The organism is Nocardia gipuzkoensis, from assembly GCF_021183645.1.
Lineage (GTDB): Bacteria > Actinomycetota > Actinomycetes > Mycobacteriales > Mycobacteriaceae > Nocardia > Nocardia abscessus.
Window position 1 is genome coordinate 3937887 of sequence record NZ_CP089225.1, and the last position, 26292, is coordinate 3964178.

The following is a 26292-nucleotide window of genomic DNA, read 5'->3' on the forward strand; positions in this document are numbered from 1 at the left end:
GCTACGGTGAGCACCATGGAAATCGATGCTCCTGTGGCGGGGCGTGCTCTGGTGGTGGTCGTCGACGATCGAACGGCGCATGGAGGTGTTGACTCGCTCGGTCCGCTGGTCACCGAGCTGCTCACCGAGGCGGGTTTCCTCGTGGACGCGTCGGTGTCGGTGCAGGCCGACGAGGTGGAGATCCGCAATGCGCTCAACACCGCGGTGATCGGTGGCGTCGATCTGGTGATCTCCGTCGGCGGCACGGGAATGTCCCCGCGTGACGTGACGCCGGAGGCCACCTCTCAGGTGCTCGACCGCGAGTTGCCCGGAATCAGCGAGGCCCTTCGTTCCTCCGGCCGGGTGGCCGGCTCGCTGGACGCGGGTCTTTCCCGCGGTGTCGCCGGCGTGTCCGGCAGCACCCTGGTGGTCAACCTGCCCGGCACCCGGTCCGCCATCCGGGACGGCATGGCGACTCTCGGCCCGCTCGCGAGCCGGGTGATCGGCGAGCTCTCCGGATTGGTCGAATAATCCCCGCCCCTACTCCCGCCGAGAACCCTCGCCCGGCCGCGCGCCGGGCGAGGGATGCCGCGCGCCTGGCGAAGATCTTCGGTGACACGCTGCCCGAGACCACCGGCGACGAGCGCGACGACCGTGAGGACACCCGGTCCGGCGACGAGTGGCTGCGCGGCCAGGTGCCCCCGCATCACGGCTGAGACCGTTATCTACGTAGTAGCTACGTACCAGGTGTGGCTCCGCTTCGTTATCTTCCGGTGATCGATTCCGGGTGAAAGTAACCCTGACGAGATACTTGCGGCTGCGTCCGCGTATCGGATCAGTGGCGCTCCTGTGCTGGCCGAACGGATAATTTGCCCGGTCCGGCTGTAGCGAGCCTGCATTTATGCACGTCAAGCCATATTCAAATGCGCGCACCTGTGATGTAGATCACTTTGAACTTTACGAAACCCCGCGTTGCGTGCCTCGTTATGGAACGTTTAATCTCCCCATCGAGCCAATTGACGAATGGACCCCACAGGCCCGGGAACCGGCGTTACACGAAGCCGTTCGGCGGAACTCGGCTCGGTTCCGTCGTCAGCTGGTCCGTTGCGCCGAAATAACAACCGGTTACACATCGGCAACAAAGGAGCGACACACTGAGCTGGGCCTGAGAGGACCACTGTCCAGCCTCGATGGTCGAGGTTGACTGTTTGAACCTGATGAGGGGAAGTATGAGCGAGAACCGCACCACAGGTCTGCGCCGCGGTGCCCGCGCCGCGGGCCTCGGCGCTGCCGCGGCTGTTGCCATGGGCCTGCTTTCGACCGGCGCTGCCAACGCCGACACCTTCGTGCCGTTGCCGGACGGCCAGAAGGTGGGACCCGGCGTGACGATCACCCGGAACGGAGAGCGGGCCGTGATCTCGCCGTCGCTGGCCGCCAACGGCGCCGGGCGCGTGGTCTGGGTTTCGGGCAACGCGGTCGCCGACGTCACCGTCACCCCCGAGGGGGAGATCGGCCCGAACAATGGTCCGACCGGAAACCCCGGAACCAACAACTCCTCGACGCACGGCGCGTCGCAGCTGAGCACCGGTTACATCGTCGGCTGCCAGGTCAGCATCGCCGACGACGCGATTTCCGCCGGTGTGTCCGGCAGCGTGAACCTCAGCGGCGCCAGTGCCGGTGGTTCGATCGGTATCAACCTCGGTCCCGGTGAGGTCAAGTTCGTTCAGATCGACTACAAGGACATCCTCAAGCCCGGCGTGTACTCCGTCGAGTACCAGGACGCGGAGATCCAGATCCAGGGCTGCGCGGGTTACGCGCAGGCGCGTTCGTACACGGTCGTCGAGATCATCGGCGATCACTACTCGAAGACCACCCTCTACGGGATGCCGTTCAGCATCGGCTGACGTCTGTCGAATCCAACGAACCATCCTCCCGCTGAAGCGACTCAACCCTCGAGGGATATCAACCATGATCAACCGTAAGAACCTGGCGCGGATGGCCGGCGTCGGCGCCGCTGCCACCATTGCCATGGGACTGTTCTCCACCGGTGCGGCCAACGCCGACACCTTCGTTCCGCTGCCGGGCGGCGAGCTCACCAAGACGCTGTCGGATGGCACTGTCGTGACTATTCGTCTGGCCGGTGAGTCGGCCAATATCAACCCGTCCATGGGTTCGACGCCGTTGCACCGTAATGCGTGGGTGTCGGGTAGTGCGCAGGTCGAGCTCTCCGGTGCGGCCGGGGGCAAGATCTTCCCGGGTTACACCGTTGGTTGCCAGGTGAACATCGCCGGTGGCGGTGCCACCGGCGGCGTGGACGGCAACGTGGACTGGAGCGACGGACAGAACGTCACCGGCGGCGTGGGCGCCAACTCGGGCGGCAACCTGTCGTTGGGTCCGGGCCAGGCGAAGTCGTTCTATGTGCTCGATCTGGAGCAGGCCGATGACTTCGGTAACGAGACGCACAAGACGCGTAATGCGTTCAAGGGCACCAGTGGTTCGGTGACGTGGGCCGATGAGACCATCGGTTTGAACGGTTGCGGGGGCTACGCGCAGGCGCGTGCATTCGTGAGTGTCGAGGTCGAAACCGACAACGTCATCACCTGGGTGACGTTGTGGGGAGCGCCGTTCAGCCTCGGCTGATCTCGGATATCCCCTCACGCAATGCGAACGGGCCTGTCGCCGTCACGACAGGCCCGTTTCGCGTATGTCCCGCCAACGCTGTCAGTGGGTCAGTGGAAGACGACGGTGAGCGCGGTGCGCAGTGACGCCCCGGCCACGGCGGTGGCGTGCTCGGCGTCCATCGCGACCAGAACCACGCGTTCGGCGGCTGTACGTCCGTCGCCCACACCGGAGACCAGAATGACGACGGCATCGGTGGCAAGCGTGCGGGCCGGGCGGCTACCGGGTCCGCTCGCGTCTTCCGCGCCGATCACGTCGACGCGATCGCCCGCGCGCAGGATGTCGGCGACCGCCGTATCGGCCAGGCGGACGGGCACGATCCTGGCCTCGCGCGCGCCGGTGGCCGCCGCGGCCGAGCGCGGACCGACGACGCGCAGGTCGGTGAGAATCTCGCCCTGACGCACCGCGCTGGTCAGCGTCGCGCCGATGAGGGCGGCGGGATCGGTGACCGCGCCCGCGGGCAGTGTGCCCGCCTCGCGCGGCGCGGAGCGCAGGTCACCTGCCTGCAGAAGTCGTCCGGGCGCGAGATCGCGGCCCGCGACGACGACCGGCGTGCGTTCCGTGTGCGGGTCACCACGGAGGAAGAGAAACGCCGCGAGCGCGGCGAGAGCGGCGGCGGCCAGCCGCCGGACCAGCACGATGTCGGCCCAGGGCGGTCGCTGCCACCCGGAAGGATTCCAGCCGCCGCGGCCGAAGTCGGCGAATGCGCGAGTCATGGCCGGATCCTATGGCCGGACGTGCACTCACCCGGCCCGGATCACCGGGGGCTGTGGATAGGGTGACCGGCTGTGGAAAACCGTCGAATCAGCTGGCCACGGCCGTGCTGGTGGACGCGGCGGACCCGCTCGACGACCCGGAGTCCGAAGACGAACTCGAGTTGCTGCTGTCGGACTTGGCGGGCTCGCTGGCGGTGGAGGAACCACCGCGGCTGTCGGTGCGGTAGAAACCGCTGCCCTTGAAGACGATGCCGACCGAATTGAACAGCTTGCGCAGCTTCCCGGAGCACTCCGAGCACACGCTCAGCGCTTCGTCGGAGAAGGACTGAACGATGTCGAAGCGGTTGTCACACTGGGTGCACGCATACGAGTAAGTAGGCACAGGATCCTCCGCGGTGTTCGTCGATCTGGCACTCTACAGCCGACAGTGCCAACACCGCCAATCGGTGTTTCATTCCTCAGGGTAATCGTCGCCGAGTCGTCGCAGGCCACCGCGCGGCGTGAGCGCCCAGCCCATGCGCAGATCGTGCGGTTCCTCGGGCAGCCGGTCGAGCAGCTCGTCGTCCCGGACGACCGCGACCAGCCGGGCGTCCGGCCGCGCGGCGGGCAGCGTGCGGTCGTAATAGCCCGCACCGCGGCCGAGCCGCACACCACGGCGATCCACCGCGAGCGCGGGGACCAAGATGAGCTCGGCCCTGGCCACGGTATCCGGCGGCAGCACGGCCCCGATGGGCTCCAGCAGTCCGTAGCGGGCCCGGCGCAGCGCGTCCGCGCCGGTGTACTCCGCCCAGCTCAGCGGCCCGGGCGGGCCGGTGACGGGCAGCAGCACCCGCGCGCCGTCGGCGAGCAGCGCGTCCAGCATCGCTGTGGATCCCGGTTCGCCGGCGACCGGCACATACGCGCAGACCCACCCGTGCGCGTCCAACGTGCCGACCGCAACGGCCAGGGCTAACGCCTCCTTTTCCCGCTCCGTGGCGCTCATCACACCTCGGCGGGCGACCAGTTCGATGCGCCATGCATGTTTATCGCGCTCGCCGGGCATCTCCACAGTGATCACCATAGGCTCACCGCGGGACCGGGGCCGGCGCGACGCCGACCCGGCGGCGTGATGGATGGATAGGGTATGCGTATGACAGCAAAGGCCGGAAAGCCCGGTGACGCCTCGGTGGTGTCGTGCTTCCGCACGGCCGTGGTGCCCGCGGCCGGGCTCGGGACACGGTTCCTGCCCGCGACCAAGACGGTGCCCAAAGAACTTCTTCCTGTCGTGGACACCCCCGGCATCGAGCTGGTGGCCGCCGAGGCGGCCGAATCAGGCGCCGAACGGCTGGTGATCGTCACGTCTCCGGGCAAGGACGGCGTGGTCGCGCACTTCGTCGAAGACCTGGTCCTGGAGAGCACGCTGGCCGAGCGCGGCAAGTACCAGCTGCTGGAGAAGGTGCGCAAGGCGCCGGGGCTGCTCGACGTCACCTCGGTCGTGCAGGAGGAGCCGCTGGGGCTCGGTCACGCGGTGGCCCAGGCCGAACAGGCGCTCGACGACGACGAGGACGCCATCGCGGTCCTGCTGCCCGACGACCTCGTGCTGCCCCGCGGCGTGCTCGACGTGATGTGCCGGGTGCGCCGCAAGCGCGGTGGAACGGTGCTGTGCGCCATCGACGTCCCCAAGGACGAGGTCAGCGCGTACGGCGTGTTCGACGTGGCGCCGGTGCCGGACGCGGTGAATCCGAACGTGCTGCGCGTCAAGGGAATGGTGGAGAAGCCCGCGCTCGCCGACGCGCCGTCGACGTTCGCCGCCGCGGGCCGGTACCTGCTCGACCGCGCGATCTTCGACGCGCTGCGCCGCATCGAGCCCGGCGCGGGCGGTGAATTGCAGCTCACCGACGCCGTCGCCCTGCTGATCGCCGAGGGACATCCGGTTCATGTCGTGGTGCACCGTGGGTCGCGCCACGATTTGGGCAACCCGGGCGGTTATCTTCGTGCTGCGGTCGATTTCGCACTGGAACGAGAGGAATACGGCCCCGCCCTGCGGGAGTGGCTGCAGCACCGCCTCGGTCCGGACTGGGATCCGCAGCTGACGACCGACGACTGACGGACCCGGCCGGGGGTTTCGCCGAGCCTGGACCGTCGGGTACGAATGATGGTTCACCGCGGTGCGCGCGAATGCGCTTGCGCCGCGGCGGGATTGCGCGTGCCCGCGCAGGCGAGGTCGGATGGAGTGCGGAGAAATCAGGAAGGGCTGGATGCGCTCGGTTGAGGATCAGCAGATCAAGGTGACCGCCGCGGCAGTCGCGCCCCGGCCGGTCCGGGTCGCGATTTCCGAGGCCCAGGGCCTGCTGTGCGCCGAGGACGTGGTCACCGAGCGGCCGTTGCCCGGCTTCGACCAGGCCGCCATCGACGGTTACGCCGTGCGCAGCGTCGACGTCGCCTCGGCCGGGGCCGACATCCGCGACGAGGCGGGCGATCTCGTCGACCTGACCCTCCCCGTGGTCGGCGAGGTGGTTGCCGGTTCGCGCCAGCCGATCCGCCTGCAACCGCGCCAGACCGTCCGGGTGGACACCGGCGCCCCGATGCCTACCCTCGCCGACGCGGTGCTCCCGTTGGACTTCACCGACGGCGGGCGCGCCAGGATCAAGGTGTACGAGCCGGTGCGCTCCGGCGACTACGTCCGGCGGGTCGGTGACGATGTCCAGCCCGGCGACGTCGCGGTGCGCGCGGGCACCATCATCGGCGCCGCGCAAGTCGGTCTGCTCGCCGCGGTCGGCCAGGACAAAGTACTGGTGCACCCGCGCCCGCGACTATCGGTGCTCTCGGTTGGTGGCGAGCTGATCGATATCGACCGCACACCCGGTCCCGGCCAGGTCTACGACGTGAACTCCTACGCGCTGGCCGCGGCCGCGCGGGACGCTGGCGCGGACGTGAACCGCGTCGGCATCGTGAGTTCGGATCCGCGCCGGTTGCGTGACGTGATCGAGGGGCAGTTGGTGCGCTCCGAGGTGGTCGTCATCGCCGGCGCGGTCGGCGGGTGGGCCTCCGAGCAGGTCCGGGAGGCGCTCGAAGGGCTCGGGGAACTGGAGATCACCCGCGTGGCCATGCATCCCGGCTCGGTGCAGGGCTTCGGCCGGCTCGGCCGCGACGAGGTGCCGACTTTCCTGCTGCCGTCCAACCCGGTCGGGGCACTGGTGGTTTTCGAGGTGATGGTGCGGCCCCTGATTCGAATCGCTCTGGGGCGCAGGCATCCCATGCGCCGGATCATCAGCGCGCGCACCATCACGCCGATCAGTTCCATGGCCGGGCGCAAGGGCTACCTGCGCGCGCAGCTCATGCGGGACGAGGCGACCGGCGAGTACCTCGTGCAGCCGCTCGGCGGCGGGAACTCGTCCTCGCACCTGCTCGCCACGCTCGCCGAAGCGAACAGCCTGATCGTGATCGATCCGGACGACACCGAGATCCGCACCGGTGACGAAGTTCAGGTCGCCTTCCTCGCGCAGCGCGGATGAGTCGTGGACGCGATGAACGTTTTCCGGGTCACGCAGCATCCGGGGTGGCCCGCACGACTCGGCCCGGTCCGGGCGGCCGCGGGACAGGTGACCTTGCGCCCGGTGCGTTTGCGTGACGCGGCGGCTTGGAGCCGGATCCGGTTGCGGGACCGGGCCCATCTCGAGCCGTGGGAGCCGACCGGCCGCGGGGCGTGGGAGGCGCGCAATCACGCCTCCAACTGGCCCTCGCTGTGGTCGAGCTTGAAAGCAGAGGCCCGGCGCGGCGCGATGATCCCGCTCGTGATCGAAGTGGACGGGGCATTCAGCGGGCAGCTGACCATCGGCAATATCGTGCGTGGCGCACTGCGCTCGGCTTGGATCGGCTACTGGGTGGCCAAAGATCTCAGCGGGCAGGGCGTCGCGACCGCAGCGCTGGCGCTCGGCGTCGACCACTGCTTCGGACCGGTAGGTCTGCACCGGATCGAGGCCACCGTGCGACCGGAGAATCTGGCCAGCCAAGCGGTGCTGCGGAATGTCGGTTTCCGGGAGGAGGGGCTGCTGCGGCGCTACCTCGACGTGGACGGCGCCTGGCGGGACCACCTGCTGGTCGGCATGACCGTCGAGGAAATCGCCGGAACGGTCCTGGACCGGATGGTGCGAGAGGGGCGCGTCACCCTCCAGTAGAACCGGCCACCGAACCGCGGTGGCGTTGGTGGAAATGTGACAGGTGTGGCGGATGAGCACGGCGCGCCTGCCGGAACTTGGTGCTACCCGGAATTAGCCTACGGACGTCGATGGTGCGTCTTGCGTCATCGGCAGGGAGCCTGCGAGGGGACCGGCGTCCACGCCGCTGCGCGGACGGGAGCCGGCCGAGCGCGGGGCGTGTGACGCACCGCTCGCGGGCCGAGCCGGACAAATCCTGGCGGGACGGAGGTGCTGACGCGATGCCGAATTCGATCCTGTGGATCGGTCTCGTCGTGCTCTGGGTCTTCGTTCTGTTCCCGATTCTCGCCGACCGCCACCCCAGAATCCGGCGGACCACCGACGCCGCGCTGGCCACCAGAGTCCTGCACCGCGGCGGAGGCAAACGACGTCTCAGGAAAGGCCCGGCCGCCGGGCACGAAACCGATCCGAACTGGCGGCCCCGCCGCGTACCGAGAGAGCATTCCCACAGCGATGATGCGGAGGACCGGATGACGACACCGGCCGACGAGCCCGTCACCGAGACCGACGAGGAGAACCCGCCCGCGGCCGACGACACCGCGGCATACGACATCGCTGACGCCGAAACGGACGACGCCGAGGCCGACGACCACGCGCCCGCCGCACCGGACGACGACGAGTCGGAAGACGACGAAGCCGCCGAAGTCGCTGCGAAGATCGACGCGGAGACCGATGATGACGGCGTGGGCGCACACCACCCGGAGCCGGTCGCGGCCAGAATCCCGCCTGCGCGCTCCACCGTGCCCGCCCGCGTGGACTACGACGCGTACGACGACTACGACGATTACGACGACGCCGACCCGATGGAACCGGATTTCGTCCCCACCCGCCGTGGCCGCGGCGGCTACGACCCCGAGGCCGATGCCATCGCCCGCGCCGCCCGCTACACCTTCCGGCAGCGCGCCGTGCTGGGCCTGCTGCTGGCCGCCATCCTGTCCGGCGCCCTCGCGTTGGTACTCACCCCGCTGCTGTGGTGGGCCTGCGGACTCGCCGTCACCGTGCTGGTGACCTACCTGGCCTATTTGCGCAAGCAGGTGCGGATGGAGGAGGAGATCCGCCGCAGGCGCGCCGCCCGCCTCGGTCGCGGCCAGCAGGGGGAAGCCGATCCCCGCACGCGACGCGGCCGCGCCCCGCAAGGCGCGATGGACCGCGACACCGCCCGCGCCCTCCGCCGCCGCTCCACCCTGCTCGAGCCCGACGACGAAGACCCCATGTTCGCCCACCTCGACCCCTTCGACCCCGCCACCGCGCGCGCCCTGCGCACCCGCACAAACAGCGACATCCGCCGCGCCGCCGGCGCGTGATCCCAACCATCCGCGCAGGTCACAGCACCGATTCGGAGTCTGGCACCATGGCCTGATACAGTGTCACAGCGCGGTTCCCCGGAGCCGCACGGGGCTATAGCGCAGTTGGTAGCGCGTCTCGTTCGCATCGAGAAGGTCAGGGGTTCGATTCCCCTTAGCTCCACGCATCGCAGGCTCATGCTCATAGAGAGCATGAGCCTTTTGCGTTCCGCGTGTTATGTGGGATGCAACCTCTCCGCCTCGCCCGGCGGGCTTCGCCGCCGGACCCCCGCGCTTGCCAGTCCCGGTGCCGCGTCCCGGATTCCCTCGTTCGTGGTCGCGTTGGGGGCGGTCATGGTTCGCTTCCGCGATGCGCACTCGTGGAAGGTCGCGCTGGTGAGCGTGGCGCGGCCACTCCTTGGCTCTGTCAAACCGGACTGCTGCTCGCGGCGCGGCGGCAAACGCGACGTACCGATGCCGTCGTCTCGCGGCCTAACGCGTTGGCAGCAGGTTGAATGCCGCTACGTGTTTCGGTTTGACCACGAGGAAATGCTTGACGTCCAATGTTGCGACGGACCCCGCACCTAGGCGTTCCGCAACAGCGATGACCGAGGCGTCCACAGCGCCGAGCGGCAAGTCGGCGTAGGTGAGGATCAATTCGTGTATCCGCCGCAAGTCGCCTGACGTCAATGGCTCCAATGACAGGTCACCGTCGCGGAGCGCTGCGATGAAGAGGGCCTCCGAATGCGTGCCACTGCGTTGTTCGAGGAGATAGCACACCTCCGTGAGCACTGGCGCAGGGACAACCAACGGACCCGGTGCTGATTCCAGTAACCGCGCGCACTCGGCGTGCCGATTGTCGCGTTTGTTGATAGCGGCGACGATCGGACCGGTATCGAGAATCAGCACTCGATGCCGCCCAAGCCCTCACGAGCCAAGTCTCCAGACCTTTCCGCCAGCTCCGGTTCGGCGTCGAGCGTGCCGATGAATCCCAGCGACCTGCGGCGTAGCGTGAATTCTTCCGAGCTTTTCCCGGCATCATGTGCGATGCCCAGTGCGCGCACAACCTTGTTGACTGCCTGCAACAGTTCGGTGTCCTCGGTGCCGATCTGCTCAGGTTCGGTCACCAGCAGCCTCAGCCGTCGGGCCTGCGCCGGAGACAACCGGTCCACCATGTGGTGGATCGCCTCGTAGTCATGGGCTGCTGTCACGCCTCGAGTTTACTGGGCATCGCCCAGAGACGAGGCAAACATTCAAGGCCGAGACCGCTGCCGAAGAACTCTGATCGCCATGGTGATGGCGATTCGGCCGGGGCGGGCGTGGCAATTCGGTCGCCAACTTCATCGACGCCATGGAGCAGATACGGCGTCGGGCAACGAGGATTCTCTGGTCCAGTTCAGATCGTTCGTCAGGGTTATCGACACCCCGTAGGCGCACCAATCGGTATGAACTCGCCGCAGTCAGGCGATCGCCGTGCGCAAAGCGAACCAGCCCGTGGTCGGGTCGGCGAAGCCGTGGTAGGTGAGGCGGACGCGTTGGTCTACCTCGAACAGGCGGTAGACGGCGAGCATGGCGCGGGAGGTTGCTTCCTGTTGGAAGTCGTCGATGCGGCGGTAGCCGATGGGGTGTTCGGGGAGTAGGGCCAGGCGGATCAGTTCGGCGGGGTCGCTGACATCCAGGCCCATCGGGGCGGCGGCGGTGATGTGGTGGTCGTGCAGGATGGCGTGGATTCGGTGTGGGTCGGGGCGGTCGGTGTGGAACACCTGGAGTTCGGTGCGGACCCCTCGGCCGGGGGGAGCCGGCTCGCTCTGGACCAAGTCGATGAGTTCGGCGTCAGGAGTCGGGGCGCCGGTCTCGTCGGAGAGCGGGGCCTGTTCGAGCAGGTGCAGCATGTTGCCGCCGGGGATCAGTGGCTCCGGGGACAGGAACAGGGTGACCGTGGGGCAGACGCAACCCTCGCCGAGTAGACACACGCGCATATGGAACGGATCGGGCATGCGGCCCTCCTCCATGAAACCGGGCCGGATGTACCGGCCCATGCCGGATCGGGACTTCGAGTTATGCCGATCGTGGAGTTGCCGGAGCCCTTCGACGGTCGACCGTGCCGCAGTTCCCCAGTCTAGGAGCCGGGCACCGCCGCCGCATCGCCATCAACCGCCTACTTTCGCGAAACTGCCCCGGCATGCTCGCGCTGCCGGGTGATCGCCGGTCTCCCCAGGCGCCGATCCCTGCAAGTCGTTCTCGTTCCGTCCGCATACCGCGATGCGATGACTGCCGGGCAGCTGTTCCGGATTTGCTCAGCCGTGCTGGTGGCAGAGGGAGAGGGCTTTGGTCCGCATGGCTCCGAGGCTGATCTTGTCGTTTCCCGCGCCGGTGGCGCGCAGGGGTTCGATGTCGGCCGCGCCGGCGTCGGACGCGTTGCCGTTCAGAGCGTAGGCGGTGCCGTCCGGGGCGATGAACACGGCTTGATCGCCGGGACGGCATTCCAGGGTGCCGTGATCGATGGTCAGCGGCCACAGGTAGCCCAGGTTTTCGCTGCGGATGGCCTGACTGTTGGAGATGGGTGGTGGGAGGGGCGACGGTGTCGGGTGTGCGGGGTTCTTCGGTCCCGAGCCGCCGCCGCATGCGCTGGACGCCAGAGCGCCGGCGATGAGACATGTGAGCAGTGCTCTGCGGCCTCTTCCCGGTCGAGTACCGCTATCGGTGCGTCCTGCTGACACGGCCATCCGAGTCTCCCCCTCTGCGGTCGCGCTGTCCCCCTGCGCTCGGCAGGCAGCTTACTGACCGAAGCCACTGTAGCGCCAGGGGTTTGGTGCCGCTGCGACTCCACCACGCCCGACAAGAGGACTTCGACGACATCGGTCGAGTGCAGTGGGTCAGCGGATCCGGATCTCCACCGTGGGAGCTGACATATGGGGGTAGTCGGTGGTCACGTCGGCCTGCACCCGCCCCCGGCCGGTGGGCAGGGCGGCGAAGGCAGGCCGCCGTGTTTCCGGGCCCGCGCGACCGCGCGAGTGCTTAGCATCGGAGCGTGGAGCGAGGATCGTTGCTGAAGGCGCGGGCCGGCGGGAAACTGCACGGCGGAAACCACGGGATCGCCCCGGAAGACGTGGTCGCCGCGCAGCGGGCCCGCATGCTGGTGGCGATGATCGAGTCCGCCGCGGACAAGGGGTACGCGGCGGCGACGGTGGCGGATGTGCTGAAGCGGGCCGAGGTCTCGCGGATGACCTTCTACCAGCATTTCGCGAACAAAGAGGCGTGTTTCCTCGCCGCCTACGACATGGCTGTGGAGATCGTGATGACCCGCATCGCGGGCGCGCTCGCGGGCGAGGGCACTCCGCTCGAACGGGTGGATCGCGCGCTCGACGCGTACTTCGCTACCTTGGCGCAGGAGCCGCAGGTCGCGAGGGTTTTCCTGGTGGAGGTGTACGCGGCGGGAAGGCCGGTGCTGGAGCGGCGGCTGGCGGCCCAGGCCGCGTTGGTGGACGGGTTCGCCGCCGCGCTCGGGGCGGCCCGGCCGCATCAGCAGCTGGTGGGCGAGGCGGTGATCGGCGCGGTCGTGTCGTTGGCGACCAATCGCGTCGTCGCGGGCGACTTCGCCGCGCTCCCCGGGCTGCGCGAGCCGCTGATGTCCGCGCTGATCAGGAATCTGGTGTGAGGCCGGACAGCCGTCCGGCGACCGCGGGCAGCCGATCGATCATCGCCACGGTGTAGTCCGCGAGCAGCGCGATCAGCCCGGCCCGGTCGACGTCGAGTCCGCCGTCCAGCCAGACCAGCACCAGTTCGGCCGCACCGCCGGTGATCAGCTGGGAGGTCGCGGCGATCGCGGTGTCCTGTCCTTCGGGCAGTTCGAGCACGAGACGGGTCTGCTCGATGATGACGTCGGCGACCTGGCGCATGCCCGCGAACCGGCTGCGCATCAGCGCCTCGTCCCCGTAGGTCTGGGCGAACGCGACCTTCGCCCGCCGCGGGTCGTCGGTGAGTTCCACGATGAGGGCCGCGACTCCGGCGCGGATCCGGTCGCCCGGCGTGCCCGCGGTCTCGGCGATCGCGGCCTTCGCCCGGTCGAGCGCCGCCTGCTGGATCTCGACCAGCACGCCGGAGGCGAGTGCGTCGAGGTCGGGGAACGCTTCGTAGAAGAATCGCGGGCCGACCTTGGCCTGCTCGCACACGCCGCGCACGGTCAACGCCGACAACCCCTGGGTGCCGATGATGTCCAGGGCCGCGTCGAGCAGCCGCCTGCGCCGATCCTCGCGGCGCTCGGCCGTGGAGGCTCCGCGGTAGGTGCCGCTGACGGTACGGGTCACCCCGTCAGCTTGGCACAGCCGCTATTGGGAAACAAACGTTTACGGAAACGGTTGTTTCCTATATCGTCGGACCATCGCAGAGTCGCGAAGGGAAGACGGCCATGAGTCTGCTTGTGCCCCAGTCGATCAACGAGGTCTCCGGCACGGTCCGCCAGGCGCGGGTCACCTGGGCGTGGCACGCGCAGCGGGCAGCTGCGCGGCTGATCGCGTCCTACCCGGCGCCGGTGCGTCCGCTGGCCGATCCGCCGCCGGGCAGCGGGCTGAAACCCGTGCCCGGCGACTTCGGGCCCCCCGGGATCGGTTACACGCTGAACGCGCTGGCCGATCCGATCCGGTTCGCGCGCAGCAGGTTCGATCGCTTGGGCCCGGTGCAGTGGATGGGCATGCTCGGTCGGCGGATGGTCACCATCGGCAGTCCGGAGGGGTACGAGGCGGTGATGCTGGACCGGGACAAGGTGTTGTCGGCGCAGCGCGGCTGGGAGTGGCTGATCGGCCCGTTCTTCCGCGGCGGACTGCTGCTGCGCGATTTCGACGAGCACCTTTTCCACCGGCGCATCATGCAGCAGGCCTTCACCCGGCCGCGATTGATCGGCTACCTGGGCCTGACCACGCCGCGAATCACCCGTGGCATCGCGCGGTGGGAACCCGCCGACGACTTCCGCGTCTACCGCGCGATCAAGGAACTGCTGCTCCAGCAGGCCACCGAAGTCTTCGCGGGCGCCGAACTCAGCGCGGACGCGGCACGGCTGGAGCGCGCCTTCGAGGACGCGGTGCGCGGAGGGGCCGCGCTGATCCGGGCGAACGTGCCGGGCGGAGTGTGGGCCCGCGGCATGCGCGGACGCCGGGTGCTCGAGGAGCACTTCCGCCGGGAGTTGCCCGCCAAGCGCGCGGGCGGCGGCGACGACCTGTTCAGCGTCCTGTGCCGGGCGAGCACCGCCGACGGCGAGACCTTCACCGACGCCGAGGTGGTCGAGCACATGATCTTCGTGATGATGGCCGCCCACGACACCAGCACCATCGCCGCGTCCATGCTCGTCTACGAGCTCGGCAGGCATCCGGAGTGGCAGGAGCGGCTGCGCGCGGAATCCGTCGCGCTGGGCAAGCCCGCGCTGGGCTACGACGATCTCGATCGCCTGCCCTCGCTCGACCTCGCGTTCAAGGAGGCGCTGCGCGTCTATTCGCCGGTGGCCCAGCAGGTCCGCGAAACCATCGCCGACACCGACATCCTCGGTTACTACCTGCCGAAGGGGACGTTCATCCTGTGCGGCACGTACGGTCTCATGCGCAACGAGGCGTACTGGCACGATGCCGACACCTTCGACCCGGAACGTTTCGCCGATCACCGCCGTGAGGACCGATCGCACCGCTTCGCGTGGGCGCCCTTCGGCGGCGGCGCGCACAAGTGCATCGGCCTCTACTTCGGCGGCATGACGGTGAAAGCAGTCGTGCACCAGATGCTGTTGCGGTACCGCTGGAGCGTGCCGGACGGCTACCAGGTGCCGCTGGTCGCCGGAACCGGCCCGGTGCCCGCCGATGGCCTGCCCATCCGGCTGGAACGGATCTGACCGATGCGGATCATCGCCGACCGCACCCTGTGCGCCGGGCACGGCATGTGCGAAGCACTAGCGCCCGACCTGTTCCGCGTCGGTGCCGACGGGATCGTCGCGCCGGCCGACACCGACGTACCGCCCGATCGGGAACTGCTCGAGCTGGTGGTCGACAGCTGCCCGGTCGGGGCGCTGCGCCTGGCCTGAGATCGCCGGGGCCCGTTTTGCCTCACCCGCGCTGGGTACCGCGAACTGCGATGCTCTGCCCATCGACGCGAGAGGACCGGTGAAACCCCATGGCCACCTGCGACACGTGCGGAAACGAGTACGACAAGACCTTCACCATCACCCGGGACGGCGAATCCGCCACCTTCGACAGCTTCGAATGCGCGATCAACGCCATGGCCCCGACGTGCACGCACTGTTCCTGCCGCATCCTCGGCCACGGGGTCGAGGCGCGCGGCGACTACTTCTGCTGTGCGCACTGCGCCCACGAAGCAGGTCATCCGGCCCTGGTCGACCACGTCTGAGCCGCCGGATCGAAGCGGCGGTGCACGACCGATCAGCCGCGCGGTGCGTGCCCGCGCCGCACCTCGAGCCCGGCGGCCGCCGCCGCGTCGGCGAGTACCGCCTCGAGCATGGCCGGAGTGAGCCGGCCGGTGAAGGTGTTCTGCTGGCTGACGTGATAGCAGCCGAACAGGTGCAGCGGGCGCCGGCCGGCGTCGGTCGCGGCCAGTTCCACGTGCGCGCCGTGGCCGAACTTCGGGCGCGGACGCGGTACTACCCAGCCCGCCCGGGCAAGCACCGGGAGCAGGGCCTGCCAGCCGAACGCGCCGAGTACCACCACCGAGCGCACGGTGGGGGCCAGCAAGCGCAATTCGGTGTCCAGCCAGTGACCGCAACGGTCTCGTTCCTCCGGCGTCGGCTTGTTGTCCGGCGGCGCGCAGTGCACCGGGGCGGTGATCCGGACACCGTGCAGGCGCAGGCCGTCGTCGCGGCTGACCGCGGTCGGCTGATTGGCCAGACCTACCGCGTGCAGCGCCGCGTAGAGCACGTCGCCGCTGCGGTCGCCGGTGAACATGCGGCCGGTGCGATTGCCGCCGTGCGCGGCGGGCGCGAGGCCGACGAGCAGCATCCGCGCGTCCGCCGGACCGAAGCCGGGGACCGGCCTGCCCCAATAGGTCTGGTCGCGGAAGGCGGCGCGCTTCTGTTTCGCGACGAGTTCGCGCCAGGCCACCAGGCGCGGGCAGGCGAAGCAGTCGGCGACCGTCGCGTCGAGTTCGGCGATGGTTCGGCACATGTCAGTACCGGCCGCCCGGATCGGTGGCACTGCCGGCGGGATGCTCGTACCGGTGTCCCGCGGCGGCGCGCCTGCGTCGGCCGGAGATCGGCGTCTCGGTCATCAGAACTCCGTTCGGTGGTGCCACGGGATGGGCGAACCGGACGATCGTGCCCACTGTGCCTCGGCGCGACCGGACGGCGCACTCGTTCGCCGACCGGTCCCGTCCGGACCGTACCGCTTCGGACATCTGTCCAGTTCAGCGGGGTGATCGTGCGGCACTTGGGGCCGATATGTGATCGGTACCACCCGGTCCGGGTTGGTAGCATGGCGTTTCCGACTGACCGGATGCGGTGGTTGACCTCCGGCTTCCTTCGAAAGAGTCTTTTCATGCAGTTTGAAATCGTCGAGCGGGACGAGACGTGGGTTGCCGGGCTGCCGGTACGCAGCCCCAAACGCGCGCTCGGGGAACTGCGGGACCGCGATCTGGAGGCCGCTTGGGCGGCGGTGCTGCACCAGGAACTCGGCGGGCCGCTGGCCAGCGCCTACACCGATTACACCGGTGAACTCGGCACCTACAACACCCAGATCGTCGGCTACCAGTGCGCGTCCTTCGACGACGTCACCCGCGGTCACCTGGTCGCTCGGCTGCCGCGCGGCGCCTATGCCCGGTTCTCCTCGGTCGGTAACTTCCCGCAGGTGATGACCGACCTGTGGACGCAGATCGCCTACGCCGAGGAGCACAACCAGATCAAACGCACCTACACCGGCGATTTCGAGTGTTATCCGCACGCCTACAAGATCGATCTGTACCTGGCGGTCGACGCGCGATGAGCTATGCGATCGTGGTGCGTGCCGAAGCGGTCTACGGCGGGCTGGTCGTCCCGCGCGTGCGCCCGAGCTTCAAGGTCAGCAACAGCGACCTGATCGAGTTCCTGAAGGACCGGCTGCGCGACCGGGCGGGCGAGGACCATCCGATGTACACGGTGTACGTGCCGGATCCGGCCGGGAACTACAACGCGGTGGTGTGCTTCGAGTACCCCGCTCCGGACGCCGTGCCGGTGGGCGACATCTTGGTGCGGGTGCCGAAAGGCGTTTACGCCCGTTTCGCGCCGAACGGCGACTATCACGATCCGGTGGAGGACGTCTGGGCGCAGGTCGACGACGCCACGGCCTCGGCCGAGATCACCCGTGCTTACCGTGAAGAGATCGAGATCTGGCACGGCCCGGAGTCGGTCGAGTTGTTCATTTCCATCCTCGTATAGCTTGCTAGACGGTAGCTACGCCAGAACCGACTGGTCTCCACGTTATTTACGGTATTGACTGCACAGGGTTTGACCTGCGAAGACATCGTATGTACCGCGGAGTTTTCGGGAAATTAGCCGGACGGCTGGTCAATTCCTGTCCGATGACGGATACTGCCCTGGGCAACTTCATCTCGGCGCAGGGCCGCGGGGGGCTGCATCGGGCTGGACTATCGCGCATGACAGCGCGGCGATGGAGTGGGAACAACATGACTGTGGATCTGATTGCAGTCGTGCCGAGGAACTCCCGTGGGCGGGGAGTGCTGCGGTATTACGACGCGCAATCCGAATGTGCGTTCTTTGTCTCCGAACCGAGCGTTCAGCCGGAGCTCTGGCACCGGTATCTGAACGGGGCGCTGGACGTTTACCGGCGTTTCGGAGTCGAACACGCACTCGAATACGACGCGGTCGCCGACGGTGGATCGACGTCGCTGTTCTTCACCGCCCTCGACGCCGAGGGCGACATGCTCGCGGGGGTGCGGATGCAAGGGCCCTACACCGATGCGCGGCAGGCGCACGCGCTGGTCGAATGGGCCGGTCAGCCGGGCGCGGACGCCTTGCACCGGATGATCGCCGACCGGATACCGCACGGCGTGATCGAGGCCAAGGGCGCGTGGGTCGCCCGGGACGCGGCCAACCGGGCCGAACTCGGCGCCGCCATCTCGCGCACGGTGCTGCACGCCGCGCGGCTGCTCGGCGCCCGCTACGGCTTCGCGACGGTGGCCTCCTTCACCGTGGCCCGGCACCAGGCGTGCGGCGCTGTGCCCGCCGAGCGCGTTCCCGCGGTGCCGTATCCGGACGAGCGTTACCGAACCGTCCCGCTGTGGTGGGACACTCGGAGTTACCCCGCGTTCGCCGAGGAAACGCAGCGGTCTCTCACGCAGGCCGAACAGGACGCGCTCGGCCTGCCCGCCGCGGCCGCGCCCGGCACGCGGTGCGGAATCGGCCGGGAGACGGAGGGCCGGCGCGGACATGGACGATGACCGGCCCCGAGTGGCGGACCACCGGCCACTGATCCTCGACCCGGCGGATCCGGAGGACGCCCGGATGCTCGCCGCACTGCGCGCGGACCCGCACATCGAATTCCGCGACCTGCGTGCGTCGTTGCACACCGAGCGCGCCAAAATGGTTGCCGCGCCGGATATTCCGGAGGGGCCCGAAGCGGATCGCTGGATCTACTACCCGTGGCGAGCCGCGGTGGTCGGATTGCCGGGGCCGCGAACTTTCCGGGCGATTCGGCTGGATCGCAATCGGAACAAACTGACCAGAGCCGAACAGGATCGTCTCGCCGAACGCACCATCGGGATCATCGGGCAGAGCGCGGGGCATGCGATCGCGCATCTGCTCGCACTCGAGGGCGTTTGCGGTGGATTGCGCTTGGCCGATCTCGACGAAATCGAGTTGTCCAATCTCAACCGGGTTCCGGGAACGCTGTTCGATATCGGCGTCAACAAAGCGGTGGTAACCGCGCGCCATATTGCCGAGTTGGATCCCTATCTGCCGGTGCAGGTCTTCGAGGCGGGAGTCGACGAGAATTCGGTGGACGAGTTCTTGGACGGTCTCGCGATCGTCGTCGAAGAATGTGATTCGCTCGATATGAAACTCGTGATCAGGGAGGCGGCGGCTCGGCATCGAATTCCACTGCTCATGGAGACCAGCGACCGCGGTTTGCTGGACGTGGAGCGTTTCGATCTCGAACCCGAGCGCCCGGCGTTTCACGGATTACTCGGCGACATCCGCGCGGCGGATCTGCGCGGGCTCTCCTCCAGGGAGAAGGCGCCGTTCGTGGTGAAGCTGCTCGGCGCCGCGGGGCTGTCGCCGCGGCTGGGCGCGAGCCTGGTCGAAGTCGGCGAGACGGTGACCAGCTGGCCGCAGCTGGCCGGTGACGTCGCGCTCGGCGCCGCCGGTGTGGTCGCCGCCGTCCGCCGCATCGGACTGGGGACGAAGCTGGATTCCGGTCGCGTCCGGGTCGACGTGGAACGGCACCTCGACGAGCTGGCCGACCCGCCGCCGAACGACGAGCCGATCTGGGCACCGGCGCCGCCCGAGCCCGCAGGCGGACCGATCGAGAGCGTCCTGGCCTGCGCGCAGCGGGCGCCGTCCGGGGGAAACATGCAGCCCTGGTCGTTGCGAACCAGGGAAAGTGAGATCTCGATCGAGCTGTCGCCCGAGCACAGCACGGCGATGGACATCGGCTATCGCGGCAGCGCCGTCGCGCTCGGCGCGGCTGTGTACAACGCGCGGGTCGCCGCGGCCGCACACGGGATTCTCGGCCCGCACGAGTTCGTCGAGGGCGCGCCGGGGTCCGGTCGTCTTCTCGCCCGTCTGCGGCTGGGGAACGCCCGAAGTGCCGATCTGGCCGCCGACTATCCCGCTGTCCTGCGTCGCGAGACCAACCGCAGGGTCGGCACCGGGGCCGGGCTGGCCGACGGGGTGCTCGACGCGCTCGCAGCGGTCGCCGAATCGGCGGGCGCGCGGGTGCGCGCGGTGGTGGATCGGCAGGGTATTGAGGAAGCTGCGTGTTTGCTGGCGGATTCCGATCGCATTCGCTATCTCACGCCCCGGTTGTACGAGGAAATGCTCGCCGAAGTTCGGTGGCCGGACGACGACCCGGACACCGGGATCGACGCACGCAGCTTGGAGTTGACCGACGACGAGTGGGCGGCATTCGAGATCACCACCCGCGCCGACGTCATGGCGCAGTTGCGATCGTGGTCGGGCGGCTCGGCGCTGGGGAAATACACCGCCGACCGGGTGCGGTCCAGCTCCGCCATTCTGGCGGTCACCTTCGAGGCGACCGACCCGCGATTGACCGACTATGCGGAGGCGGGCGCGGCCGTCGCGCGGGTTTGGGTGCGGGCCGAGCGCCTCGGATTGTGTGTGCAACCGATTTCGCCGGTATACCTCTACGCCCGACGCCATGCGGAACTTGCTGCGATTTCTCCCGACTTCGCGGATACACTAACGTCACTTCAGGGCCGTTTCCTGGACCTGCTGGAAGTGCCTGAGCATGAGACCATGGCGTTGGTGCTTCGCCTGAGCTACGCCTCCGCCGCCACCGTACGCAGCAGGCGGCGTCCCGTGCTCGGTGTGGACACCAGTAGTTAGCGCGATCGGAGACAATGTGCCACGGCGGACACTCGACTCGTTGGTGACCCAGGTCGCCTCTGAGCTCATGGGTGTGGACGCCACGACCATGGTCGCCGCCACCGAACGCGTGCTCGCTCAACTGGTTGAGTACTTCGACGTCGATTTCAGCTACGTGCGACACACCGACCGCGAACGTCGGGCAACCGTGCTCATCGCGGAGTGGCCGCACCGGCAGAACGTGCCCGATCCGGACCCGCTCGGCGTGATCTACTTCGACGGCGCCGACCCGGTGTTCCGGGCGCTGGAGAACGCCACCGAGCCGATGGTCGCGCGCCCGACCCCGGAATTCGCCGACTACCAGGAGACCGTCCGCCGCGGGTCCGGCATCGCCGGGGTGACCTCGGCGGCGGTGCCGCTGCTGTCGCGGGGCGAGCCGACCGGCGTGCTCGGGTTCGTCAAGTCGGGCGACCGCGAGTGGAGCAACCGCGAACTCAACGTGCTCACCGCTATCGCGGCGCTGTTCGCGCAACTACAGGCGCGGGTGGTGGCGGAGGAGCGGCTCCGATATATCGCCCTGCACGACGACTTGACCGGCCTGGCGAATCGACGCGCGCTGCTCGAGCACATGGAGGAGCGATTACGCTCCGGCAGCCCCGGCCCGGTGGCCGCCTTCTTCCTCGACCTGGACCGCTTGAAAGCCCTCAACGACTTCCTCGGTCACACCGCCGGGGACAACTTCATCCGCACGTTGTCGACGCGATTGCGGGAGAACCTGGACCCGAACGACATGATCGCCCGCCTGGGCGGCGACGAATTCGTCATCGTTCCGGCCAAGCCGATGGACGCGGTGGCCGCCGAATACGAGGCCAACCGCATCCAGCAGTTGATCGCCCGGCGCGTCACCGTCGGCGGCGAGTCCGTCAGCCGGGGCGCCAGCGTCGGCGTGGCGCTCGGCTTCCCCGGTGAGACCACCGTCGCCGATGTGCTGCGCCGCGCCGACCATGCACTGCTGTCGGCGAAATCGGGTGGCGGCAACGGCGTCGCGGTCTTCACCGACACCATGCGCGCTCAGTTCGAACTCCAAGACGACGTGGAGCTCAATCTGCGCGGCGCGGTGTCGGACGGCTCGCTGCTGCTGCACTTCCAGCCCGAGGTGGACCTGCGCACGGGCCGTATCGTCGCGTTGGAGGCGCTGGTCCGCTGGCTGCACCCGACCAGGGGCCTGCTGCCGCCCGCCGCGTTCGTCACCGTCGCCGAGGCCACCAACCTCGCCGGTGAGCTGGGGCGCTGGGTCATCCGCTCGGCCTGTGCGCAGTTCGCCGAATGGCGCCGCCGCGGGCTGGCGGGCAACGTGGTGATGCGGATCAACGTGTCACCGGTGCAGCTGGTCAGCCTGGATTTCGTCGAGCGCATCGAGGACATCCTGCGCCTGTTCGGCATCGACGGCAGCTCGGTGTGCCTGGAGATCACCGAGCACGTCGTGGTGCAGGACCTGGCCCGCACGCAGGTCACGCTGCGCGGGCTGAAGCGGATGGGCGTGCAGATCGCCATCGACGACTTCGGCACCGGCTACAGCTCGCTGTCGCATCTGAAGGCGCTGCCGGTGGACGCGGTGAAGATCGATCGCGGGTTCGTGCAGCGGCTCGGCGCCAGCACCGACGACCTGGCCATCGTGAAATCCATCATCGGCCTGGCCGGCTCGTTCGGGCTCGGCGTCGTCGGCGAGGGCGTCGAGACGGCGGTCGCCGCGCGCACGCTGGTCGGTCTCGGCTGCTACCGCGCGCAGGGCTTCCTGATCGCGAAGCCGATGCCCGCCGAGCAGGTCGAGGCGCACCTCGCCGCAGGCCGGATCCCGCTCGACCTCGATCTGCCCAGGGCCGGGCGCGGGCTGCCCGCGCTCTGAGACCGCGGCCGCAGCCGCGGTTATCCGGTTCTTTCACGGCCGTTCACGCACCGTTGGGCGCGGGTAACCCGATCCGCTGCACGATCGGCCACGTGCGCATAGTTCAGCTGGCGAACTTCTACGGCCCGCGTTCGGGTGGGCTGCGCACGGCGCTGCACCACCTGGGTGAGGGGTATGTGTCCGCCGGACACGATGTGGCGCTGATCGTGCCGGGACCGCGCCGCTCGGAGGAGATCCTGCCGACGGGGGTCGTGCGGATCACGCTGCCCGCGTTGGCCATTCCGGGGACCGGGGGCTACCGTGCCGCGGACCCGCGCCGGGTGGCCGACGTGCTCAACGGTTTGCGGCCCGACGTGCTGGAGGTGTCCGACCGGCTCACGCTGCGCGGCTTCGGTCGCTGGGCGCGGCGGCGCGACGTGACCGGCGTGATGATCTCGCACGAGCGGCTCGACCGGCTGCTGGGCCAGGTGCTGCCCGGCCCGGTGGCGCGCCGCTGCGCCGACGTGGCCAACCGGCACACCGCCACCGACTACGACATGGTCGTGTGCACCACCGAGTTCGCCCGCGAAGAGTTTCTGCGCATCGGCGCGGCGAACGTGGAGTTGGTCCCGCTCGGGGTGGACCTCGACCTGTTCAATCCGCATCGGCGCGATCGCAGGCTGCGCGCCGATCTCGGCGTGCCAGGTCATCCGCTGCTGGTGCACTGCGGCCGGTTGTCGGTCGAGAAGCGGGTGGACCGCAGCATCGAGGCGGTCGGCGCGTTGCGCGAGGCGGGCATCGAGGCGCGGTTGGTCGTCGCCGGGGACGGCCCGCGCCGGGACGCGTTGCAGCGGCGGGCTCGCGCGCTGGCCCCGCTGCCGGGCGGGGTGCCCGCCGTACATTTCACCGGATTCATCTCCGAGCGCGCGATGGTCGCCAAACTGCTTGCCACCGCGGATGTCTCGCTGGCACCCGGCCCGCACGAGACCTTCGGCCTCGCGGCACTGGAAGCACTCGCGGCGGGCACGCCGGTGGTGGCGAGCCGATCCTCGGCGCTGGCCGACATCGTGACCGCCGACTGCGGCGCGGTGGCCGCCGACCATCCCTCCGCCTTCGCGCGCGCGGTCAGCGACGTACTGGCCATGCCGCAGGCCGGCCGGCGCCGAGCCGCACGCAGCCGTGCCGAGCAGTTCACCTGGCCACGGGCCGTCGCGGGCATGCTCGCGGTGCTGGGTCGTTAGCGGCGTCGCGGCCGTCGGCTGGACTACCCTGCGGAGAACCGATTCGGCGATTCGAGATGGGATGCGCAGTGCTGGGTAGAGGTCGCGGGCGAGCGGGTCGAACAACGGTGCGCGAGGCGACGGTGCTGGTCACCGGTGCGGCGAGCGGCATCGGCCGGGCCACCGCGCTGGCCGCCGCCGGGGAGGGCGCCGAACTGGTGCTCACCGACGTCGATGCCGAGGGCTTGGACGCCACGGTGAGCGACATCCGCGCCTCGGGTGGCCGCGTCGCCCTCGCCGAGTCGCTGGACATCACCGACTACGACGCGGTGCGCGCCTTCGCCGACCGGGTGCACGCCGAACTCGGCAGCCTGGACGTCGTGATGAACATCGCGGGCACGTCGGTCTGGGGCACCGTGGAGAACCTGGAGCACAAGCACTGGCGGCGCATGGTCGAGGTCAACCTGATGGGCCCGATCCACGTCATCGAGACCTTCGTGCCGCCGATGGTGCGCGCGGGCAAGGGCGGTGCGCTGGTGAACGTGTCGTCGGCGGCGGGGCTGCTCGCGCTGCCCTGGCACGCGGCATACAGCGCGGGCAAATACGGCATCCGGGGTGTCTCGGAGGTGCTGCGCTTCGATCTGGCGCAACACGGCATCACGGTGCACCTGGTGGCGCCGGGAGCGGTGAACACGCCGCTGGTGCGCAGCGTCGAGCTGGTCGGAGTGAACAAGGAGGACCCGAAGATCAAGCGGCTCACCGCGGCATTCGCCGAGCACGCGGTGCCGCCGGAGCGGGTGGCGTCGGCCATCCTGCGCGGGATCGAACGCAACCGGTTCCTGATCTACAGTTCGTTCGACATCCGCTTCGGCTACTGGTGGAAGCGCAAGTTCGCGTTTCCCTACGAGTTCGTCATGCGCCGCACCAGCGCGCGCTTCAGCAGGCTGCTGGCTTCGACGGGCAGTTGAGCTGCACATCCAGCACGCGGGCGCCGGGGCCCTCCGCGCCGAGCCGGTCGTGCTCGTTGACCAGGCGGCAGGTGCCCAGCGACAGGCAGCCGCAGCCGATGCAGCCGGTGAGGCTGTCGCGCAGGCGGATCAGCTGGGTGATCCGGTCGTCGAGATCGGCGCGCCAGACGGTCGAGAGGCTCTCCCAGTCACGCCGGGTGGGGGTGCGGCCCTCGGGCAGCTGATCGAGGGCCGCCCGGATCTCGCTCAGCGGTATGCCGACGCGCTGGGAGATGCGGATGAAGGCCACGCGCCGCAGTGTCTCGCGGGCGTATCTGCGCTGGTTCCCGCTGGTACGTCTGCTCGTGATGAGCCCTTCGCGTTCGTAGAAGTGCAACGCGGAGACCGCGACTCCACTACGCTCGGAGAGCTGCCCGGGGGTCAGCTCTTTCGCCCGCCAATCAGCTGCTGTCGACATGCACGCTCCTCCCTATCACCTAAACAATACTTCAGGTTAGGGTGTGCCGGGGCCGGATTCGGTGATCGGCATCCGAAGCCGGGAATCGCGTGCCCTCCGGGCCGTGGCGCACTACGGTCTGATCATGGGAGCTGATGCTGTGTCCGCGCAGGAGGGTGCGCGTCTGGCCGTGACGTCCGAAGTCGGCACGCTGCGCACGGTGCTGTTGCACCGGCCCGGCAACGAGCTGCGCAGGCTGACCCCGCGCAACAACGATCAGCTGCTGTTCGACGGGATCCCGTGGGTGGAGCGCGCTCAGCAGGAGCACGACACGTTCGCCGACGTCCTGCGCGGCCGCGGCACCGAGGTGCTGTTGCTGTCGAAGCTGCTCGCCGAGACGCTCGAGGTCAGCGGCGCGGCCCGGATCCAGGGCATCTCCGCCGCGGTCGACGCGCGCAGGCTCGGCCACGCGCTGGCCGACGAGCTGGCCGCCTTCCTGCGCGGCGTGCCCGCCGTGGAACTGGCCGAAATCCTCATGGCGGGTATGACCTTCGACGAATTGCCGTTCGGGCCCGACGCCACCTCACTTGTCCGCCGCATGCACCACGGCGGCGACTTCGTCATCGATCCGCTGCCCAATCTGCTGTTCACCAGGGACTCGTCGTTCTGGGTCGGGCCGCGTGTCGCGATCACCTCCCTCGCGTTGCCCGCGCGCGGCAGGGAGACCTCGCTGACCGACCTCATCTACGCCTTTCATCCCCGTTTCCTCGGGGTGCGCCGCGCTTACGAATCGCATACCGCTCCGATCGAAGGGGGTGACGTGCTGCTGCTGTCGGAGGGCGTGGTCGCGGTGGGCGTAGGGGAACGCACCTCACCCGCGGGCGCGGAAGCCTTGGCGCGCAGCCTGTTCGACGACGACCTCGCGCATACCGTCCTCGTGGTGCCGATCGCGCAGACCCGCGCCACCATGCACCTGGACACGGTGTGCACCATGGTCGACGCGGATGCCGTCGTGATGTACCCCGCGGTGCGGGAGTCGCTGTGCGCCTTCACGATCCGCAAGGAGGCCGACTACGGCGGGCGACTCGGCAGCGGCCGGGTCAGCATGCGCGGGCCCGATCCGTTCCTGCCCGCGGCCGCGGAGGCGATGGGCATCGGCAAACTACGCGTCATCGACACCGGGCTGGACGGCGTCACCGCGGAACGCGAGCAGTGGGACGACGGCAACAACACCCTCGCCCTCGCTCCGGGCGTGGTGGTGGCCTACGAGCGCAACGAGATGACCAACGCCAGACTGGAGGACGCGGGCATCGAGGTGCTGCGCATACCCGGCTCCGAATTGGGTTCCGGCCGAGGCGGGCCCCGCTGCCTGTCCTGTCCGCTGTCCCGCGACGACGTGTGAGCCG

General features: G+C 68.9%; 29 protein-coding genes and 1 tRNA gene. 20 read left to right on the plus strand and 10 right to left on the minus strand.

The window, feature by feature from the left end; all coding sequences use genetic code 11:
- Window positions 1-15: 15 nt before the first annotated feature.
- The 3 genes from LTT66_RS17410 (at window position 16) to LTT66_RS17420 (ending at window position 2619) form a co-directional block, all read left to right on the plus strand.
- Window positions 16-510 carry a MogA/MoaB family molybdenum cofactor biosynthesis protein gene (locus tag LTT66_RS17410; RefSeq protein WP_195044576.1) on the plus strand — a complete coding sequence of 165 codons (495 nt, stop codon included), beginning with the start codon at window positions 16-18 and terminating at the stop codon, window positions 508-510.
- Window positions 511-1208: 698 nt separating this feature from the next.
- Window positions 1209-1883, plus strand: coding sequence for an MspA family porin (locus tag LTT66_RS17415; RefSeq protein WP_233068772.1), 675 nt, complete (start codon window positions 1209-1211; stop codon window positions 1881-1883).
- A gap of 64 nt (window positions 1884-1947) precedes the next feature.
- A complete protein-coding gene (locus tag LTT66_RS17420) occupies window positions 1948-2619 on the plus strand; it encodes an MspA family porin (RefSeq protein WP_233068775.1) in 672 nt (223 codons plus the stop codon).
- An 89-nt stretch (window positions 2620-2708) separates the two neighbouring features.
- Here LTT66_RS17420 and LTT66_RS17425 read toward each other — a convergent pair whose 3' ends face one another.
- From LTT66_RS17425 to LTT66_RS17435, 3 genes are all read right to left on the minus strand, one after another.
- Window positions 2709-3374 carry an SAF domain-containing protein gene (locus LTT66_RS17425; RefSeq protein WP_233068779.1) on the minus strand — a complete coding sequence of 222 codons (666 nt, stop codon included), beginning with the start codon at window positions 3372-3374 and terminating at the stop codon, window positions 2709-2711.
- A gap of 88 nt (window positions 3375-3462) precedes the next feature.
- On the minus strand, window positions 3463-3756 hold the full coding sequence (locus tag LTT66_RS17430) for an FmdB family zinc ribbon protein (protein WP_233068780.1): 294 nt from the start codon (window positions 3754-3756) through the stop codon (window positions 3463-3465).
- 69 nt (window positions 3757-3825) lie between these two features.
- Complete coding sequence (locus LTT66_RS17435; protein ID WP_233068782.1) at window positions 3826-4434, minus strand: 5-formyltetrahydrofolate cyclo-ligase; 609 nt, start codon at window positions 4432-4434, stop codon at window positions 3826-3828.
- 69 nt (window positions 4435-4503) lie between these two features.
- On the opposite strand from LTT66_RS17435, the gene LTT66_RS17440 reads away from it, so the two are divergent.
- The 5 genes from LTT66_RS17440 to LTT66_RS17460 all read left to right on the plus strand — a co-directional run bounded on the left by LTT66_RS17440 (window position 4504) and on the right by LTT66_RS17460 (window position 9037).
- Window positions 4504-5460 carry a UTP--glucose-1-phosphate uridylyltransferase gene (locus LTT66_RS17440; RefSeq protein WP_233069299.1) on the plus strand — a complete coding sequence of 319 codons (957 nt, stop codon included), beginning with the start codon at window positions 4504-4506 and terminating at the stop codon, window positions 5458-5460.
- A gap of 151 nt (window positions 5461-5611) precedes the next feature.
- Window positions 5612-6868: a molybdotransferase-like divisome protein Glp gene (gene glp / locus LTT66_RS17445; protein ID WP_181719440.1), complete on the plus strand. Its 1257-nt coding sequence runs from the start codon at window positions 5612-5614 to the stop codon at window positions 6866-6868.
- Between the two features lie 12 nt (window positions 6869-6880).
- A complete protein-coding gene (locus LTT66_RS17450) occupies window positions 6881-7531 on the plus strand; it encodes a GNAT family N-acetyltransferase (protein ID WP_181719526.1) in 651 nt (216 codons plus the stop codon).
- 260 nt (window positions 7532-7791) lie between these two features.
- Complete coding sequence (gene sepX / locus LTT66_RS17455; RefSeq protein ID WP_233068784.1) at window positions 7792-8874, plus strand: divisome protein SepX/GlpR; 1083 nt, start codon at window positions 7792-7794, stop codon at window positions 8872-8874.
- 90 nt (window positions 8875-8964) lie between these two features.
- Window positions 8965-9037, plus strand: a tRNA-Ala gene (locus LTT66_RS17460).
- A gap of 308 nt (window positions 9038-9345) precedes the next feature.
- Here the strand turns inward: LTT66_RS17460 and LTT66_RS17465 are convergent.
- The 4 genes from LTT66_RS17465 to LTT66_RS17480 form a co-directional block, all read right to left on the minus strand.
- Window positions 9346-9762: a type II toxin-antitoxin system VapC family toxin gene (locus tag LTT66_RS17465; RefSeq protein ID WP_233068786.1), complete on the minus strand. Its 417-nt coding sequence runs from the start codon at window positions 9760-9762 to the stop codon at window positions 9346-9348.
- Window positions 9756-10064, minus strand: a complete 309-nt coding sequence (locus LTT66_RS17470; protein ID WP_233068788.1) for a hypothetical protein — start codon at window positions 10062-10064, stop codon at window positions 9756-9758. Before LTT66_RS17470 ends, LTT66_RS17465 begins: the two co-directional genes overlap by 7 nt.
- Window positions 10065-10313: 249 nt before the next feature.
- Complete coding sequence (locus LTT66_RS17475; protein WP_233068790.1) at window positions 10314-10850, minus strand: hypothetical protein; 537 nt, start codon at window positions 10848-10850, stop codon at window positions 10314-10316.
- Between the two features lie 300 nt (window positions 10851-11150).
- A complete protein-coding gene (locus tag LTT66_RS17480; protein WP_233068799.1) occupies window positions 11151-11579 on the minus strand; it encodes a DUF2511 domain-containing protein in 429 nt (142 codons plus the stop codon).
- Window positions 11580-11884: 305 nt separating this feature from the next.
- Between LTT66_RS17480 and LTT66_RS17485 the strand changes: the two genes are divergently transcribed.
- Complete coding sequence (locus LTT66_RS17485) at window positions 11885-12511, plus strand: TetR/AcrR family transcriptional regulator (protein WP_233068801.1); 627 nt, start codon at window positions 11885-11887, stop codon at window positions 12509-12511.
- Here the strand turns inward: LTT66_RS17485 and LTT66_RS17490 are convergent.
- Window positions 12495-13160: a TetR/AcrR family transcriptional regulator gene (locus LTT66_RS17490; protein ID WP_233068803.1), complete on the minus strand. Its 666-nt coding sequence runs from the start codon at window positions 13158-13160 to the stop codon at window positions 12495-12497. The genes LTT66_RS17485 and LTT66_RS17490 overlap by 17 nt on opposite strands.
- A 101-nt stretch (window positions 13161-13261) precedes the next feature.
- On the opposite strand from LTT66_RS17490, the gene LTT66_RS17495 reads away from it, so the two are divergent.
- The 3 genes from LTT66_RS17495 to LTT66_RS17505 all read left to right on the plus strand — a co-directional run bounded on the left by LTT66_RS17495 (window position 13262) and on the right by LTT66_RS17505 (window position 15237).
- On the plus strand, window positions 13262-14725 hold the full coding sequence (locus LTT66_RS17495; RefSeq protein WP_233068805.1) for a cytochrome P450: 1464 nt from the start codon (window positions 13262-13264) through the stop codon (window positions 14723-14725).
- A 3-nt stretch (window positions 14726-14728) separates the two neighbouring features.
- On the plus strand, window positions 14729-14914 hold the full coding sequence (locus LTT66_RS17500; protein ID WP_233068807.1) for a ferredoxin: 186 nt from the start codon (window positions 14729-14731) through the stop codon (window positions 14912-14914).
- 89 nt (window positions 14915-15003) lie between these two features.
- Complete coding sequence (locus LTT66_RS17505) at window positions 15004-15237, plus strand: hypothetical protein (RefSeq protein WP_043697915.1); 234 nt, start codon at window positions 15004-15006, stop codon at window positions 15235-15237.
- A gap of 32 nt (window positions 15238-15269) precedes the next feature.
- Here the strand turns inward: LTT66_RS17505 and LTT66_RS17510 are convergent, their stop codons facing one another.
- Window positions 15270-16028, minus strand: coding sequence for a uracil-DNA glycosylase (locus LTT66_RS17510; RefSeq protein WP_408638856.1), 759 nt, complete (start codon window positions 16026-16028; stop codon window positions 15270-15272).
- Between the two features lie 348 nt (window positions 16029-16376).
- Between LTT66_RS17510 and LTT66_RS17515 the strand changes: the two genes are divergently transcribed.
- The 7 genes from LTT66_RS17515 (at window position 16377) to LTT66_RS17545 (ending at window position 24450) form a co-directional block, all read left to right on the plus strand.
- Window positions 16377-16820 (plus strand): GyrI-like domain-containing protein, encoded by a 444-nt coding sequence (locus tag LTT66_RS17515; protein ID WP_039801088.1) that lies wholly within the window; start codon window positions 16377-16379, stop codon window positions 16818-16820.
- Complete coding sequence (locus LTT66_RS17520) at window positions 16817-17251, plus strand: effector binding domain-containing protein (RefSeq protein ID WP_195067771.1); 435 nt, start codon at window positions 16817-16819, stop codon at window positions 17249-17251. Before LTT66_RS17515 ends, LTT66_RS17520 begins: the two co-directional genes overlap by 4 nt.
- Before the next feature lie 248 nt (window positions 17252-17499).
- Window positions 17500-18273 carry a hypothetical protein gene (locus LTT66_RS17525; protein WP_233068809.1) on the plus strand — a complete coding sequence of 258 codons (774 nt, stop codon included), beginning with the start codon at window positions 17500-17502 and terminating at the stop codon, window positions 18271-18273.
- Complete coding sequence (locus LTT66_RS17530) at window positions 18263-20398, plus strand: Rv1355c family protein (RefSeq protein WP_233068811.1); 2136 nt, start codon at window positions 18263-18265, stop codon at window positions 20396-20398. Before LTT66_RS17525 ends, LTT66_RS17530 begins: the two co-directional genes overlap by 11 nt.
- A 43-nt stretch (window positions 20399-20441) precedes the next feature.
- The gene (locus tag LTT66_RS17535) at window positions 20442-22283 is read left to right on the plus strand and encodes a putative bifunctional diguanylate cyclase/phosphodiesterase (RefSeq protein WP_269822024.1); all 1842 of its coding nucleotides are present in this window, start codon (window positions 20442-20444) and stop codon (window positions 22281-22283) included.
- Window positions 22284-22375: 92 nt separating this feature from the next.
- The gene (locus tag LTT66_RS17540) at window positions 22376-23503 is read left to right on the plus strand and encodes a glycosyltransferase (RefSeq protein WP_233068812.1); all 1128 of its coding nucleotides are present in this window, start codon (window positions 22376-22378) and stop codon (window positions 23501-23503) included.
- Window positions 23504-23559: 56 nt separating this feature from the next.
- Entirely contained in the window at window positions 23560-24450 is an 891-nt protein-coding gene (locus LTT66_RS17545) for an SDR family oxidoreductase (RefSeq protein ID WP_408638811.1), read from the plus strand.
- On the opposite strand, the gene soxR is transcribed toward LTT66_RS17545, so the two are convergent.
- Entirely contained in the window at window positions 24419-24907 is a 489-nt protein-coding gene (gene soxR, locus LTT66_RS17550) for a redox-sensitive transcriptional activator SoxR (protein WP_181719419.1), read from the minus strand. The genes LTT66_RS17545 and soxR overlap by 32 nt on opposite strands.
- 124 nt (window positions 24908-25031) lie before the next feature.
- Here soxR and arcA point away from each other — a divergent pair, with 124 nt between their 5' ends.
- Entirely contained in the window at window positions 25032-26288 is a 1257-nt protein-coding gene (gene arcA / locus LTT66_RS17555) for an arginine deiminase (protein WP_233068814.1), read from the plus strand.
- The last annotated feature ends 4 nt before the right edge of the window (window positions 26289-26292 follow it).